Source organism: Pedobacter cryoconitis, assembly GCF_014200595.1.
In the GTDB taxonomy this organism is placed as follows: Bacteria; Bacteroidota; Bacteroidia; order Sphingobacteriales; family Sphingobacteriaceae; genus Pedobacter; species Pedobacter cryoconitis_C.
This window is the reverse complement of sequence record NZ_JACHCG010000003.1, coordinates 277,625-294,499: the sequence shown is the minus strand read 5'-3', so window position 1 is coordinate 294,499 and position 16,875 is coordinate 277,625. Positions and strand designations below refer to the sequence as shown.

Annotated in this window: 14 protein-coding genes; 9 read left to right on the top strand and 5 right to left on the bottom strand. The window is 39.7% G+C overall.

Translation table 11 applies throughout. From position 1 onward, the window contains the following. Positions 1-155: 155 nt before the first annotated feature. Entirely contained in the window at positions 156-2,090 is a 1,935-nt protein-coding gene (locus tag HDE70_RS18500) for a polysaccharide biosynthesis protein (protein ID WP_183891497.1), read from the top strand. 21 nt (positions 2,091-2,111) lie between these two features. Here HDE70_RS18500 and HDE70_RS18495 read toward each other — a convergent pair whose 3' ends face one another. Next, entirely contained in the window at positions 2,112-2,708 is a 597-nt protein-coding gene (locus tag HDE70_RS18495; RefSeq protein WP_183891496.1) for a class I SAM-dependent methyltransferase, read from the bottom strand. A 95-nt stretch (positions 2,709-2,803) separates the two neighbouring features. Between HDE70_RS18495 and HDE70_RS18490 the strand changes: the two genes are divergently transcribed. Both HDE70_RS18490 and HDE70_RS18485 read left to right on the top strand, forming a co-directional pair. Then, complete coding sequence (locus tag HDE70_RS18490; protein ID WP_183891495.1) at positions 2,804-3,712, top strand: NDP-sugar synthase; 909 nt, start codon at positions 2,804-2,806, stop codon at positions 3,710-3,712. Between the two features lie 5 nt (positions 3,713-3,717). After that, entirely contained in the window at positions 3,718-4,944 is a 1,227-nt protein-coding gene (locus HDE70_RS18485) for a PAS domain S-box protein (RefSeq protein ID WP_183868243.1), read from the top strand. Here HDE70_RS18485 and HDE70_RS18480 read toward each other — a convergent pair. Continuing rightward, on the bottom strand, positions 4,904-6,076 hold the full coding sequence (locus tag HDE70_RS18480) for a PAS domain-containing sensor histidine kinase (RefSeq protein WP_183891494.1): 1,173 nt from the start codon (positions 6,074-6,076) through the stop codon (positions 4,904-4,906). The genes HDE70_RS18485 and HDE70_RS18480 overlap by 41 nt on opposite strands. A gap of 260 nt (positions 6,077-6,336) precedes the next feature. On the opposite strand from HDE70_RS18480, the gene HDE70_RS18475 reads away from it, so the two are divergent. The 6 genes from HDE70_RS18475 (at position 6,337) to HDE70_RS18450 (ending at position 14,150) form a co-directional block, all read left to right on the top strand. Next, positions 6,337-7,845: a sensor histidine kinase gene (locus tag HDE70_RS18475; protein WP_183891493.1), complete on the top strand. Its 1,509-nt coding sequence runs from the start codon at positions 6,337-6,339 to the stop codon at positions 7,843-7,845. Next, positions 7,845-8,234 carry a response regulator gene (locus tag HDE70_RS18470; RefSeq protein WP_183868240.1) on the top strand — a complete coding sequence of 130 codons (390 nt, stop codon included), beginning with the start codon at positions 7,845-7,847 and terminating at the stop codon, positions 8,232-8,234. The genes HDE70_RS18475 and HDE70_RS18470 overlap by 1 nt, the downstream gene beginning before the upstream one ends. A 9-nt stretch (positions 8,235-8,243) precedes the next feature. Then, complete coding sequence (locus HDE70_RS18465) at positions 8,244-9,413, top strand: pyridoxal phosphate-dependent aminotransferase (protein WP_183891492.1); 1,170 nt, start codon at positions 8,244-8,246, stop codon at positions 9,411-9,413. Beyond that, complete coding sequence (locus tag HDE70_RS18460) at positions 9,410-10,516, top strand: FAD-dependent monooxygenase (RefSeq protein ID WP_183891491.1); 1,107 nt, start codon at positions 9,410-9,412, stop codon at positions 10,514-10,516. The genes HDE70_RS18465 and HDE70_RS18460 overlap by 4 nt, the downstream gene beginning before the upstream one ends. Before the next feature lie 128 nt (positions 10,517-10,644). Next, positions 10,645-11,250 (top strand): LuxR C-terminal-related transcriptional regulator, encoded by a 606-nt coding sequence (locus HDE70_RS18455; RefSeq protein ID WP_183868237.1) that lies wholly within the window; start codon positions 10,645-10,647, stop codon positions 11,248-11,250. A 56-nt stretch (positions 11,251-11,306) separates the two neighbouring features. Beyond that, complete coding sequence (locus HDE70_RS18450; protein ID WP_183891490.1) at positions 11,307-14,150, top strand: collagen binding domain-containing protein; 2,844 nt, start codon at positions 11,307-11,309, stop codon at positions 14,148-14,150. Here the strand turns inward: HDE70_RS18450 and HDE70_RS18445 are convergent, their stop codons facing one another. The 3 genes from HDE70_RS18445 to HDE70_RS18435 are packed head-to-tail and all read right to left on the bottom strand — an operon-like array spanning position 14,151 to position 16,868. Further along, positions 14,151-15,548, bottom strand: coding sequence for a hypothetical protein (locus HDE70_RS18445; RefSeq protein ID WP_183891489.1), 1,398 nt, complete (start codon positions 15,546-15,548; stop codon positions 14,151-14,153). It lies immediately after the preceding gene. Beyond that, entirely contained in the window at positions 15,517-16,329 is an 813-nt protein-coding gene (locus HDE70_RS18440; protein ID WP_183891488.1) for a hypothetical protein, read from the bottom strand. The genes HDE70_RS18445 and HDE70_RS18440 overlap by 32 nt, the downstream gene beginning before the upstream one ends. An 8-nt stretch (positions 16,330-16,337) precedes the next feature. Then, positions 16,338-16,868 (bottom strand): hypothetical protein, encoded by a 531-nt coding sequence (locus tag HDE70_RS18435; RefSeq protein ID WP_183868233.1) that lies wholly within the window; start codon positions 16,866-16,868, stop codon positions 16,338-16,340. Positions 16,869-16,875: the final 7 nt, after the last annotated feature.

Below are 16,875 nucleotides of genomic sequence, written 5' to 3'. Positions count from 1 at the left end.
TTTAAATAGGTTTTTGTGTTATGTTTTTAACCTATTTTGATGTTATTTGATCAAATAGTAATATATCTATTTTGATGTTTTAATAAATGAAAATAGGTATTTTCAACTTGGTATGATTTTTTGATTAAATTTGTGGATTATTAAAATATAAAATCTTGTTCAGTCAGATAAACATAGTACCCAGATGGATAATATTTACGCTTGATTTAACGATATGTTTTATATCGCTAACATTGGCATACCTAATCAAAAGAAATTTTGATCTTTCTACATTAGATTATGTAGAATTTAGCAGGAATGTATTGGTGACTACTGTAATCAGTACGTTGGTTTTTTTAAAGGTTAAGACTTTTTCTGGAATCATCAGATATACAAGTGCGCAAGATACTTTTCGGATTCTATATGCAGTAATTGTTATTAACAGTACTTTTTTTCTGGTTAATATGGCTTTTGTTGCTACCGGTAATAATGCTATTATTCCTAATAGTATATTAATCATCAACGGTCTGTCAAGCTTTCTTTTATTAATTACTTACCGTGTTCTGATTAAATATTTCTTTATTTATATCAAAAACTTAAAGCTCGACAAGATCAGGGTTATGATTTATGGGGCTGGTGAAGCAGGCGTCGCTACTAAAAGAACCTTTGACCATGATCCTCATGTCAATAAAAATATCATTGCCTTTGTAGATGACGATCAGCGGAAGATGGGTAAAACGATTGACGGGATAAAAATTCTTGATGCTAAAGATCTCGTGAACCTGATTGTTGAGCATCAGCTTGATGAAATTATTTTTGCATCGTACACTATTCCTAAAGAGAGAAAGAATCAAATTATCGATGTTTGCCTGGAAAACGGGATTAAAGTATTAAACATTCCGCCTCCTAATGTATGGACGGACGGGAAGTTACAGCCTACTCAAATCAAAAAACTTAATATCGAAGATCTGTTGGACAGGAAATCTATTCATATCGATATTGAGGGAATCGGGCATCAGCTTAAGAATAAACGTATTCTGATTACTGGCGCTGCCGGATCAATCGGAAGTGAAATCGTTCGTCAGCTGACGAAATTTGAAGTAGGGTTGATTATTTTATGTGATCAGTCTGAAACGGCACTTCACGAGTTGTACCTGGAACTAACTGAAACAGCAAAAAACCAGAATTTCCATGCTTTTATTGGTGACGTACGTGATGAAAAACGGATGGAACATCTATTCAGTACTTTTAAGCCTCACTACGTCTATCACGCCGGTGCATACAAACATGTACCACTAATGGAAGATAATCCTTGTGAAGCGATTAAAACCAACGTACTGGGCACAAAAACTATTGCTGACAAGGCAGTAAAGTACGGCGTTCAGAAATTCGTAATGATTTCTACAGATAAAGCAGTGAACCCTACAAACGTAATGGGAGCATCTAAAAGGATTGCCGAAATCTATGTACAATCGCTGAATAATTCCCTGCACCATAAAGATCATATTTTCAGTAACGGGTTAAGTTATATCAATGAACTTGATATTAAACCGATCACTAAATTTATTACTACCCGTTTTGGAAATGTTTTAGGCTCGAATGGGTCAGTGATCCCAAGGTTTAAACAGCAAATTGAAAAAGGAGGGCCTGTTACGGTTACCCATCCGGAGATTACCCGTTATTTTATGACGATTCCTGAAGCGTGCCGTTTGGTACTGGAGGCTGGTTGTATGGGAGATGGCGGGGAGATCTTTATCTTTGATATGGGGAAATCTGTAAAGATTGTTGACCTGGCTAAAAAGATGATTCAACTGGCAGGGCTTGTACCTAATCAGGATATTCAGATTGAATACTCTGGATTGAGACCGGGAGAGAAACTATTTGAAGAGTTATTGAATGATAATGAGAATACGATGCCTACGCATCATGAAAAGATCATGATTGGTAAAGTAAGAGAATATGCATTCGATGAAATTCAGCTTCAGATCTATGCTTTGATAGAACACGCTAAAAGATGTGATGACCTGCAAGTAGTTACCCTGATGAAAGACCTGGTTAAAGAATATAAGAGCAAAAACTCAATCTTCGAGGATCTGGACGTAAAATCTTAACTTATCATTTCATAACGCAACTTATCTTTTAATCCAAAGCTTTAGAGCTTCCCCGGTAATATGCTGAACTCTTTTATAAGAAGAAGGCACATATTCATTGCTGCAATGAAAGGTTGCTACTCTTGTACCTGAAGGTTTTTCTTCCAGTAAGTTGTAAAACTGACTAAGGTATTCATTATAAATAGCTTCGGAACAATCAACCAGGTTATCAATAGGCTTATAATGGAATAAGTTTTCGCTGAAAGAATTATAAAAATAGATATGATCATAATCATCCATGCTAAGTTCATTAAAATTAGCGTGGATAAAATTTACATTGGTTATCCTTGTTGCATTTTGGGCAATAATTGCCTCGTCTACTAACGCTTTCCTCTGCTCCACACCATGAAAAATATGGTCTGGAAAAAATTGAGCAGCTACAAGACAAAATTTACCCACCCCACTTCCTATATCCAGAATATTCTTTCCTTCTCCTCCAGTAAGGTGTATAGCGGCCTTTTTAGCAACGTCTATAGGAGTCCAGTGGATAGAAGATAGCTGTTGCGCTCTCAGGGAGTATAAACTATCGAATGCTGCATCGCTTGAAAAATTGTCAATCATAGTTATTTTTCGCTCCATACAAAGGTACATTGTAATTTTATTAATGCCGGTGAAGCACTGAATAAAAAGATGGAGTAACTTTTGCTAATTTATATTGAACTATTTAAAATTCTATGGATACAACAAAACCTTCTCTTGTTATTCTTGCTGCTGGTATGGCTAGCAGATATGGCGGTAATAAGCAAACTGAATCTTTTGGCCCTTCGGGAGAAACTATAATGGAATATTCCATTTATGATGCTATAAAAGCTGGATTTGGAAAGGTCATCTTTATTATAAGAGAGGAATTCTCAGCTGCATTTAAAGAAGTTATTGAGCCTAAATTGAGTGATAAGATTGCTACAGATTATGTATATCAATCACTGGAAAGCTTTAGTGGTGGTAGAAATATCCCTGTAGACAGGACAAAACCTTTTGGAACTTCACATGCGTTATTGTGCTGTAAAGAGGTATTGGATGGCCCGTTTGCAGTAATTAATGCGGATGATTTTTATGGTTTTGATGCTTTTAAGCAAGCTTATAACTTTTTGACTACAGCTATAGCAGTCAATAAATATGCTTGTATAGGATATGAATTAAAAAATACTTTAAGTGATAACGGTTCGGTAACACGCGGAGAGATTAATGTAAATGCAGCGCAGGAGATTGTAAGTATTACTGAACGTAAAGAAATCTATAAAGAAGACGGTAAAGCATTTACCAAAACAGGTGATTCAGTTCAGGAACTTCCACTGGATACTAAAGTAAGTATGAATTTCTTTTGTTTCACACCAGACTTTGTAAACTGGTCTGAACAGGAATATTATAAATTTCTGGACAACAATACCACTGATTTAAAGGCAGAATTCCTTATTCCTGAGGTTGCCGATCTGTTGATTAAATCTGGTGAGGGTGTCGTGAAGATGATTCCTACACAAGCTAAATGGTTTGGGGTGACTTTTAAAGAAGATGCGCCGGTGGTTAAAGCTGCCTTACAAAAGCTTGCGGACGAAGGTGTTTATCCTGCTAATCTTTGGGGATAAAGTTTATGTTTTCAATCAAAGAACATTGGTGGAGGATGCAGCGGCTGATTGAACAGGCGGTGCTCAGAAATTCAGACCCCTCAGAAGAGGAGCATGTCTTTTGGCGGAAACGACTTTTCAGAAATGTGATCAGCTATGGTTTTGTCATCAGCATAGTTGCATTTGTCTCTTCAGTCACCTTTGGTTTTTTTGCCGGCAATACTATCGTGCAATGGTTCAACGTTGTTTTTGTATTTGCCCTATTATCTATTATTTTCAATAAGAAAATCATGATTCATACCAGGAAAATATTGGCACTATTTCTTCTATATGTGCTGGCGATCATTTATATAGCAGTTTTAGGCTCAGAGGGGCCCGGAGTACTTTATTTGATTATTATTACGATTTTTTCTGCTATGATTTTCCCCCGTCCCGCGGCCTACTGGCTCGTAGGATTAAATGTGCTGATTTGCGCTGGCTTTGGGGCTGTCATCCAGTATAAACTCTTTGAAAGTCCGTTATTGCAAAGCTATGATCTGCCACTTTGGGCATCTTACTCGGGTAATCTTATTTTTGTAAGTTTAATTAGTGTGATGCTGATCAGTAAAGTCCTGAATGGCCTGGAGCAGACTATTAAAAAAGAAGCAAGCCTGATTTCCAGACTGGATGCCTCAGAACGCTATTTCAGAAATACCTTCGAAGCCAATCCCGTTCCAATGTATGTCTTTGACATGGAGAATGGCAAATTCCTGCATGCAAATGATGCAGCCTGTAATAAATATGGTTATACCAAAGAAGAATTCCTCCAAATGAATATTGTGGATATTCGTCCGCAATCAGAAAGCAGTAAACTGATGGATCTGACCAGTATGATTAAGAACAGGGATTATTCCGGGATATTAATTCATATTAATAAAAATAAAGAGGTTTTTCCGGTAGAGATTGAGACCAATACCATCCGGTTCGAAGAGCGAGAAGCACGTCTGGTTTTGGCAACAGATGTTTCTGAACGGATTAATTACATTCAGAAAATCGAACGTCAGAACAAAGACCTGAAAGAAATCGCCTGGATACAAAGTCACATGGTCAGGGCTCCGCTGGCAAATATTATGAGTTTAACTGAGTTCCTGATCAAATATCCCGGAGAAGATACCCAACAGACTTTGAACTTCCTGAATGACTCTTCTCAGAAATTAAATATGGCAATAGAATCTATTGTAGGACAGGCTGGTGGTTCTGGTTTAACAAGTTAACAGGTTCGCCCTTAAAAGTAATGGTAAAAGTCGTTCCTTCATTTACTGCACTTTGAACCTCGATATTTCCGCCCATAGAGGTAATCTGTGACTTCGTAATAAACAAGCCCACTCCATTCCCGGTAATATGGTTATGAAAGCGTTGATGAAGACCAAAGAGCTTGTCTTTGTTGACATTCATGTCAATACCCATTCCATTATCCGAAAAACGCAGTGTACAGTTATTGTGCTCATCCATGGTTAGGTTTAAATTGATTTCAAGCTGTCTGTTCTGCAAGCGGTATTTAATCGCATTTGACAACAAATTCATCAATATACTTTCCAGATAACTTTTGTTGAAATGTATATATGTGCAATCAAAATTACTGGTCAGGATCACACCAAGCTGTTTAATTTGTTCATTAAACGAGTGACATACTTTTTCAAATGTTTTCTGCACATTAACTTTCGTGATTTTTACACCCTGATTGTCTTTCAGGGTCAAAATATGGGTAAGGTCAAATACCGTCTCACTTAACCTGTCTGTAGAACATTTAAACAAGTCCACAATACCTTTGTTGTAGTCGTCCAGGAGATCGGTTTCCAGAATATTAATCAAGCCTATCAAATTGGCAAGAGGTGTTCTCAGGTTATGGGATATAATATAAACAAACTGATTGAGATCCTGATTTCTTTTGGTAAAATCCTGAAGCAGCAAGGCCTGTTCATTTTCATCATTTACCCGGTCTGTAATATCATTAAATCTGAACATTAGCGCCTGCATACTCTCCTCTAATAAGTTGGTAACTACACCTTCTATCCAGCGGTACTCGTTTTGTTTGGTTCTGCTTCTGAATTTCAAATTAACATTCGCACCCGGAGAAGAAAGTACAAGCTGAAGCCTTTCCCTGGTATGATTCAGCTCTTCCGGATGTACAGTATCCGTCAGGTTGAATCCGGCGTACTCCTGATTGCTAAAACCGAATAGTTGTTCAGCAGCGGTGGTAACATGAATAAAGTCGCCGTTTTTTTTAGTAAAAAATATTAGTTCGTTGCATTTTTCAATGATCGTGAGAAAGTTTTTATTCTTTTCAGCGTACCCCATCATATCCTCAGTGTTGTGTCTTTCCTGCCACCTAAAGTTTTGTCTCATAACCATTTAAAACACTAAAATATTCAAACATCCTGACAATTTCTCAATTTATTTAAAGATAATGAACAAAATGGGCGGTCTTTATTCACATAATTATTGAAATGGTGAATAAAAAGAACGACTGTTTACTTTAGAGCAGGATTGAATGTGGAGAAAAAATTCTATCTTGGATAAATGATCACAAGGCTTTTTCTTTTTAATAAAAGAATCAATCTAATAACTAGCTTTGTATCGTCAAAATTGTTGACTGAAACCTGCATATGATTAATATCCCATCACTTAGGAATGAAGCTGACAGAATTGCTGCGCTTTATGTGTTGGAAATTTTGGATACTGGTGAAGAACAGGAGTTTGACAATATCGTCAAACTTGCTGCTATTATTACACAGGCACCGGTTTCGGCTATCACTTTTGTTGATAATAACCGGATATGGTATAAAGCAAAACTGGGTATTGACCTGACTGAAACTCCCAGAGACAATTCGATCAACGACATATTCCCGTTTCTGATCGCTATACCTGTAGTTGTGAATAAGAATCTGGTTATTGGACATTTAAGTGTGGCCGGCCCGAAACAAATTACACTAAATCAGGACCAGCATAAGGGGCTTGCCCTGCTTGCACAGCAGGTAGCCAGTTTGTTACAACTCAAACTTCCTGTCATTAATAATAGTATTAAAGAATTTTATGAGAGTATTCTCAATAATATTCCGCAGGATATTGTTGTATTTGACGCTGATCATAAGTATCTTTTTGCCAATCCAATGGCGATTAAAAATGAAGAATACAGAAAGTTCATTATAGGAAAGGATGACTTTGAATATGGTGCTTTCAGGAACCGTGATCCGGAGATAGCGAAAGCGCGCAGAGCACAGTTCCTTGAAGTAAAGAATACCGGAAAGGCGATAGGCTGGGAAGAAAGCCAGAAAGACCCTGATGGAAATAATATCACCTTTTTAAGAAGGATGTTCCCTATGCATGATGAAAAGGGGAATTTCATTATGGTGATTGGTTTTGGAATAGATATTACGGAACGAAAACTACTGGAAGAAAAGCAAACGCTGATTATGGAGCAGCTGGCTATTCAGAATACACAACTGATAGATTTCTGTAATGTAGTTTCCCATAATTTACGCGGGCCGTTAATTAATATGGCGATGCTGGCAGAGTTTATACAGGAAGCCGAAGATGCTGAAGAGCAGAAAATGCTGGTTTCCAAACTCGAACCTGTCATAGAAAATCTGAAAAGTACATTTAATGAGCTGGTAGAATCTATACAGATCAGATTAGACAGAGATATTAAACTGGACAGGCTGAACTTTAGTACTTGTCTTCAGGAAGCACTTGACGGACTCTATGTCGAGATCCAGAAAGCAAAAGCAAAAATCAGGGTGGACTTTGAAGATGCACCAGCAGTATTATATCCGCATAAATATCTGGCAAGTATTTTTTATAACCTGATCAGTAATGCAATTAAATACCAGTCGCCAGAAAGACAACTGTCACTGAACCTCGCCTCTAAAATGAAGGAGGGAAATATTGTGCTGACTGTTCAGGATAATGGATTGGGTATAGACCTTGTTAAACATAAAGACAATATCTTTAAAATTGGAAAGGTATTTCACCGCCATCCTGATGCAAAAGGCCTTGGATTATTTATGACTAAAACCCAGGTGGAAGCCATGGGAGGTAAAATTTGGGTGGAAAGTCTTCCGGACCAGGGTTCTATTTTTTCTATAGAATTTATAAATCAAAATATGAATTGGTAATGAAAAAAGTGTACCTCATCGATGATGATGATATTTTTGTATTTCTTACAAAAAAAACAATGCTGAAAGTCTCTGAAAATGTGGAGGTAGAAGTCTTTTCAGATGGACTGCAAGCGATTACACATCTGAAAGAAATCCAGGATAAAAAGGAACTTCTGCCGGATGTTATCTTTCTGGACCTGAATATGCCAGTTATGGATGGATGGGAGTTTTTGGCTGAATACCAGGAATTATACCCTTCTTTTGTGAAGAGAAACGAACTCTATATTGTCTCTTCCTCTATCTCCCCGCATGAAATGGAGAGATCAAAAAATATAGACGAAGTTTGTGAATTTATAATCAAGCCCTTAGTGAAAGAAAAGTTTCTGGAAATTCTAGAAAATTTATAGTTTTAGAGGATGTTTCAATCCCAATCTGTCAACCTTGATATTCTAAAGAAAAGAGCGTTTAACCTAAGATGGGCTACTGTGCCTGAGGGAGTTATTCCGCTGACTGCTGCTGATCCGGACTTTCCGAGTGCGCCCGAAATTGCAGAATCAATTATCCGGTTTACAAAGGATAGATATCTTTCTTATGGCCCTGCCTCAGGATTGCCTGAGTTTAACGAAAGTTTAGCTAATTACTATGTTGTTAAACGGAACATTCCGGCGAATCCCGGATTTATATTTCCAGTTGACAGTGCCGCTTTCGGGATTTATTTAACCTGTAAAGCATTTCTTTCAGCAGGGGAGGAAGCTATTATCTTTGACCCCGTAGATTTTCTTTTCAGATACTCAACCGAAGCTGTTGGCGGCGTTGCTGTCCCATTTGCTATCCCTCCGGGATCTGATACGGTTGATTTTGGTAAACTCGAACAGCTGATTACGCCTAAAACCCGTATGATCTGTCTTTGCAACCCATTAAACCCGACGGGAAAGGTCTTTAAAAAAGATGAATTGCTCCAGCTGGGGGAGATAGCGTGTAAACACGGGCTGATTATTTTATCAGACGAAATATGGAGTGATATTGTTTATACCCCAAACTTATATACAAGTATAGCTTCCCTCAATGAAGAGATCAGGAATCAGACTATAACGGTCACAGGTTTTAGTAAATCCTACGGGCTTGCAGGCCTGCGGATCGGAGCAGTTATGGCATCCAACCAGGCACATTATGATCGTTTGTTTGAAGTTTCACTTCACGGGTCTACTATCCATGGCGCAAACATACTTTCGCAGGTGGCAGCGACCACAGCATTGAACGACTGCGGATACTGGTTAGATGATTTCCTGGTACACCTTCAGAAAATGAGAGATCTGACCGTTAGAGAACTCAATGCTACACAAGGATTTAAATGTATTTCTCCAGAAGGATGTTATGTCGCATTCACCAATATTACAGGGACTGGAAAAAGCAGTAAAGAAATCCATCAGCTTTTACTCGACCGGGCAAAAGTTGCTGTAGTTCCCGGTGCTAAAGAATGGTTTGGAGAAGGTGCAGAAGGATTTATCAGAATGAGTTTTGCGACTTCAGAAGATATTCTCAATGAAGCATTACACAACATAAAAACCACCGTTAATAATTTATGAAAGTAGTTATTTTAGGCGGTGGGATTGCTGGGTTATGCATGGGTATTTATTTGCATCAGCATGATATTGAAGTGATTGTAAACGAAAGGCAGATCTTTTCTGCTGTAGGCGGGCATGCCTTTTTGATGCATCATGACGGCATTACAGTGCTGAATGAGCTTGCCATTGAAAGTAAAACCCCGCTTCCGGGTAAACCTGTCCATACTTTTATACTCAGGGATGCTGAAGGACTGATCCAGAATGAAAAAACGCTGGAAGACTGGCAATGCTTTAAACGTACAGACTTGCTGGCCTGTTTAAATCAATTTCTGCCTGTATCCAGGTTAAAGAACAATCGTGTATTTTCTCATTTCGTCTATGAAGCAGATCAAATTGTAGCTGCTGCATTTTCCAATGGAGAAGTGGAATACGGAGATGTCTTTATTGGGGCAGATGGAGCGAATTCGATCGTGCGGCAGCAATTATTCGGCGAAGTGAAATTTGAACCGGGGAAAGTAAAAGAGGTCGTTGGAATTATACAGCACGCCGGACTTGCTGAATCATTACAAGGAAGATTTACTAAATTTCAGCAAAAAGATCAGGGATTATCCTTTGGCCTTATCCCGACTTCGGCAACAGAGCTGGTGTGGTTTATGCAATATGACCCATTGTTAGCTGATATCCCCGAAGCAATTAATATACGTAATTCAGAACAATATCATGAACAATTGCGTCAACTCTGTTTCAACCTGTTGAAAGACTTTCCTGCCGAAGTACAGGAGGTTTTGGGAGCCAATGACTTTCGGACCAGCTATATCTGGAATACCAGGGATTTTGACCTGTTACCAGGTTTTCATTATCAGAATGTAGTCCTGATTGGTGACGCAGCTCATGTGGCACTTCCATTTACCAGTGCTGGTACTACAAATGCAATGCTGGATGCGAAAACATTGTCTCATTGTTTACTAAATTATCCTGACTTACCTGGTTCATTTTCAGCTTATTATCAATTAAGAGCTGAGAGTATCAAAGCGCATGTAAACCTCGGCAGAGCCCTGAGAGATTCCTTCCTGGATCCGACTTCAATAGGTGTTATTCCACTCATTAGCAACGTATTAAAGTAGTATATATTTCATTCAGATCCCCTCCCTGGTGAATGAACAGAATGAATACTTAAGCGCTTAAAGTATTTATTAACTTTATTTCATATCGTTTCAAGTTATTTACTGAATGAGGCTAAGGAGGGGAAATTATGATCAAAGTCGGAATTATTGATATCAATCAACAGAGCAGAAATATGATGCGCGTGATGCTAAATCATCAGCATCAGCATAATTTAAAGGTAACCCTCGACATAGGATCCATGGGGGAATGTAAAAAAGTACAACCCTCTCAGGAGCCAAATGTGACCCTGCTTGACATCGAAGTCAACGGAATTGATGTCATTCCTGATATCTACCGGAAATTTCCAAATACAAACGTAGTTGTTTACAGTAATATTCAAGACCATAACACGGTGCTGGCTTGCGTAAAGGCCGGGGCCATGGGGTATCTGACTAAAGACACCTGTGTAGACGATGTGATTTCTACTATTGTAACTACTTATCGCGGAGGCTCTGTTTTCAGCCCTTCTATCTCGCGGAATGTAATTCAGCAAGTACAGTATACCATAGACTATCAATCCAAATTAAGCTATAGAGAACGCCAGATCGTAGAAGGCCTTCAAAATGGACTGAGTTATAAATTGATAGGTTATAAATATGGAATCTCCTTAGATACTGTACGTCAGTATATCAAAAGAACCTATAAAAAACTGAATATTAACAGTAAAGGTGAGCTGCTTGCTCAATTCAAATAAAAAATCAATTGGCTATTCCTTGTCCTGCAAGGGAGCTATGCTTTTTATCATGAACTATGATGCATAAAACCGGCTATTTGAAGATATTTTATTTGATTCTTTGCTGTGTGGCCGGATTTAATGTATCAGCTCAGGTAAAATATGGCTTCACACGGGATACCCTGGAAATAAAAGGGGGTGAAACCTTCTCTAACCTGTTAAAGATCACAAATTTTGAAAAAGAAACTGTAACCCTGCTGCAAGACCGGAAAGAAAAACCGCTGACCAGAGGCTTAATCTCATTACCAGACAGCCTGGTGCTGAAAGCAGGGGAGAGCAAAGTTTTTCCGTTAAAATATATCGCTGACCGGCAAACTATTAATAACAACAGTCAGATCTTTACGGTTCACCTGACTGCCTCAAATCCACGTATTCAGGTACAAAAATCGGCGGCATTCCAGACTCAGCTCACTGACGTCGGTGGCCTGACTATCGGTACAGAAGAAGATGAAGTTTATTTAGGCCAGCTCAGTAACCAGGCACAGGTTGTCGTGCGCTGCGCAAATAACGGCTTTGTACCCATTACCTTCAGACTGCTCCTTTCAGGTATTCCTGACGGACTGGAATTTATCGGACAAACCATGAACCTGACGCTGCAACCCGGAACCCAGCAATTACTTCCTTTTTTGGCCAGGAACAAAATAAATAACCGTATACCCGCAGATTTTACTGTGACTATTCAGGCGGTAGATGCCGGTAATCATCCACTGGCAGTTAAAATGATCCGGATTGTAAACGTGACCAATGCGAGAAGAATGAGTATGGGCAGCGATCAATATGCAGGTAGTCTGTCTAATACTATTGCACTGCGTTATGCCAGTTTGAGCAGCAATTCATCTTTTTATCAATTACAAGCGAATGGGAAAGTGAAAACCGGAGATAATGCATCACTCGAGTACCGGTTAAATGCTGACCAGTATCATCAGCAAGATGTAAACGGAATTAATATTTATAATACTTATGTAGATTACCAGGCTAAAAGCTGGGGGGTTAAAGTGGGTAATATTTATGAGAACATAGATTTTTCTTTGGGTGGCAGGGGGATAAAAGGGAGTCTGAAAATGAAAGATAACGGCGTATTGTCTGTCTATGGCATCCAGAATAATTTCCTGTTGTATGATCAGATCAATACGACAATCTCCGGCGCAAAAATTCTGGCCGTTGATTATAACCTGGCTACTCCCGATACCAGAGGAGACCGGCGGCTCACTTATATACATAGCCGCGATTCTTTTACTGGTATTGATGCCAATCAGTTGAGTATGAAAGCTGGCGTGAATATCGGCAAAGGGCAGCTTTTAGACTTTGAAGCAGGCTATTCATTAGAAGGGCAAAACAAGATGAACTCTTCAGCCAGGCAAGGCGCTTCTGCGGGGATGAATTATGCCTTGAACACTACTACTTATCAATTTGCCGGAAGCGGCTATTACAGCACGCCGTATTTTACAGGATTGAGACGTGGCCTGTTACTGACAGACCTCCGTCTGACCCGAAAATTTGAAAACGACAATAGTTTTGCCGCTCATTTTAGTATGCAGGTAAATAGTCCAAAGTATCAATATGAGCTGAATAATATCTTTAATACCGGGATTAATAAAAATGCGATATACATTTATGAATTGGGATTTAATACCAGGGCAGGAAATGTTTTTATCGGCTTCGGGCCTTATTTTATGGATCAGCACTTGATTACCTCTGCGGTGACAGATCAGTTTGGTGCTAACGCAGACTGGAGATCCTCATCGATGCGTTTTAGCGCGAATTTAGCTTACAGTGGGCGCATACATAGTTTCTCCATGACCGCTGACTACGGTTACACCTATGTGAATACCTCAGAAAGACCAACGGCCCCCTTTCATTCTGTTAAAATCAATACCAGTTATAACCTGCCAATTCTTGGATTCAGCAGTTATATTCAATTAAATCCGTACTATATTTCAGATATTCTGTCTTCGAACGGTACTAATCAATACCGGCTATATTCTTTTGGCCCAAACATACACTTTGAAGCCTTACAAAATAACCTGAATTTCCGTTTGGGCGGAATGTATAACTATTATGGCTTCACGCACAGTAATAATTACTCCGTGAACAGCAATATAAGATACCTGCTGAAAGGAAACTGGGCACTCACCAGTGACCTTCAATATACGATAACCAGGCAAAAGCAGCCCATTCCAGTTTATAACCCGGTTCCGAATACCGTCAATAGCATTGATAATTTATATTTCGAAAACAGACAATTGAGATTCGGTGTAGAGAAACAATTTGGTGCAAAGGGCGGATCAGGTACAAAAAGACTACTGCTCACTTACTATGAAGATCACAACAGTAACGGGCAGCGTGACCCCGGAGAAGCACCGGTTGCTGGTGTATTAGTAAAAATCAATGGAGAAGCTGCCCTGACCAACAGTAAAGGTATCGTAGAATTTAAGGATATGAAAAAAGAAGCCTATACCGTTACGGTGACCAATACCAGGGGGTGGAGTTTGCAAGATCCTACAGTTGTATTTTTGGATAAAAGTAAGAAGCTGGAAATTCCTTTAGTAAAAACACAAGCCCTGAATGGCTGTCTGAAGCTGAAAGCAGAAAAATACGGTGATGGGGCACCAGTACTTGCAGGCATCAGGATTAATGCAGCAGATCCAAATGGCCGCATTCACCAGACCTTAACAGACGATCAGGGGAATTTCTGTTTCTATCTGCCAAGAAATAAATATACCGTTTATATTGAGACTGCGGGGATGCCATTTTCCATTGAAAATGAAAAAGAAGAAGTCTCCCTTCAGGGAATTCCGGTTGGTATGCTGACTTTCCTGTACCATGACCAGCGCCGGAAAGTTACCGTAAGCAGATTTTAATTAAGGTGCTACAATGGTATAAGTAATGGTTGTATTATAACTTCCTGCGGTTTTATTCAGCAGATTAGAGGTCTGAGCAGAAGGGATGCGATACTGTAAATTAAGCAGGCGGTCGATTGTAGGATTGGCAGAAGTAATGATTGTCTGCGGACTGGCAGAGAGTACAATTGGCGTGATCCCGGTCTGGCCCGTCATTCCTTCAAGAGTAATTACTCCAACAGGTATTTGTACGCCCCCGGAAGAGCTTAAAACACTGCTGCTTGCTTTTACAGTTACGTTATAAGGAACGGTACTGCTTACTTTAACATGGTTCGGCCTGGTAGTGGTTACTCCCTGCTGATAATTTGCAGTTGTATTGACTGTTAGCGTTACACTGGGATCCTGAACAATCAACTCCATCAGGTTACTGACATTCACCTGAACAGAACTGTTCATCGTTTGTGAAGCTAAGGTTGCAGGGAAGGAGGACGCTGTTTTAGCGAGCGTATAAACTACCGGTACCGTATAAGTTCCTGCCTGTACAAAATTACTTTTAAGATTGGCTCCGCTGATACTTAAGGTAGAAGACAGTACGCTTTTATTGGTTACAACGACAGGAATTCCGGTAGCCACGGTCAATAGCTGATCACTCGCAGAAAGGTTAATTGCTGAACCCGCATAGGTTCCTGACAGCGCTGCGCCCATTAAATTTACACTATTTGCTGCCGGCAATTGATTATAAGGCTGGGTAGTAGTGAAAGTGAAATTGGCGCTGCTTGCTCTTAGGCTGAATAAAGTTGGTACAGTCGTAAAATAATCATTTCCAGATACTGCGCTGACTCCTGCTACGCTTCTGAAAATGGCAAACGAATTGACGTTCAATGTCGTTGTAGCCGGAACCAATGTATTTAAAGTAATATAAGCAGGAACATTAAGTGTCAGAGTTGGTGTTGGCGGGGTAATACTGCCGGTAAAGGTTAATGTTGTTGCATAACTTCCAGCTGCCCAGGCTACATTCAAAGGAGAAACCGTATAATCGACAAGCATAGTGCCACTTAATAAACCAACTGCTACGAAATAAATATTTTGAGATACACTGGACAGTACAATCGGATTTGCACCTGAAAGAATATTTACACCTCCAATTGAAGTTACCTTCATGTTGATCAGGTTGGGGGCAAGCGGAATGGCAGGTAAAGTACTGGGTGTTGATGTTAAAGTTGTACCGGCTGCATTCACATTGATTGCAGTTAACAGACTTAAAAAAGGAGATGCGCCACTATTTAAATTGACTACATAGCTTGTTTGTCCTGAAATATTTGCTTCAGGCAGATTGATGACCAATTGCGCATTGACATTCCCGACTGTAAAACAGCAAAAAATAACACTAAGGGCGGTATATAATCTCTTTTTCAGCAACTTTCAAATCATAAGAAGAACCAGCATCCAGTAAAGCAACAGCCAGGAATTTTCCCTTTAAATCTGTTGGTAAATCAACCATGACCCATTGTGTGGCATCAGGCAGCATAGCCAGTACTTCAGGCTTAATTTTTATTTCTTCGCCCGTCTCTTTATTGGTTAATTCGAAACGGATAAATGCATCTTTATTCAGGTTTCCCTTGTTATGTATCTTTAAAGCGAGTCTGCGGCTTTTGGCCCTTCCATTGTCATAGACCCCACGGTCATCAAAAGACAGAAATTCAAGCTCTCCCGGATTTAGTCCGCGCGGCACATAATAAACCTGTATCCCGACCTCCATTAATACGTTAATACCAACCTTGGCCACACTTTTTTGCTGTGCCCCCTGTTCTTTCACCTGCGTAAAAAAAAGCATGCTCGTAGTAAGCTTATCTGCATTCGCAGGAATAGTCATTGATACATTGACCTGTTTATTTTCTCCAGGCTGTACAGCAACATTATTTGACGAAAGCGTCAGCCAGCTGGCATTAGATAAGGGCAGCGTATTGCTATCATAATAGACTTTAGTGCCCAGTGAATCTCTGTTCCAATCCTGTATTCTGGTTACAAAAGATAACACACCTGCCGAAGTATTCCCAAAGGTGACTGTCTGGCTAACCGTCTCTCCTGGATTTCCTGTCAGGAAGATCCTGGCAGGTGAAATTGAAAAGCCCTGCCCTTTCGCCGGGTCTGGCAGCGTCATGGCAAGGCATAGGATGAATAAACCAGTAAGTATCCTCATCAAGCCGATTAAGGTTGTGTAACTGTGTAAACAACATTAGTAGCATATGTCCCTGCTACCTTGCCAATTAAGCCAGCAGCAGTAGGGATTGTATAATTTACGTTATAGGCAGCTGCAAGCGTTGGTGATGCTGTGGTAACCAACGGTTGATTGGTCGTTGTTAAAGCCGGCGTAGCATAAGTAGCTCCTGTAGTTGGTGTACTTGGATCGATACTCACTTGTACCACACTTAAAGATACCGGGGTTGCATTACCAGCGATTACATTAAATTCTGTCGCAGCTTTTACTGCAACACTGTAAGGCTTGTTACTGATCACAGTAAAATGGTTTGTTTTCGCAACCGTTTTACTGCCTGCATAATCCGCTGCTGTTGCATAAGTAAAAACTACATCGGGAGTTGGGCCCAGTGTAATAGAGAAGGCATCCGAGAGAACAATGCTTAGCGGTACGTTGCCGCTTACAGCCTGAGCGTTGGCTTTCAGGTTGAAAATGGTACCAAGCGCTGATAATACGACGATAACGAGTAAGCTCTTTTTCATGGTATAC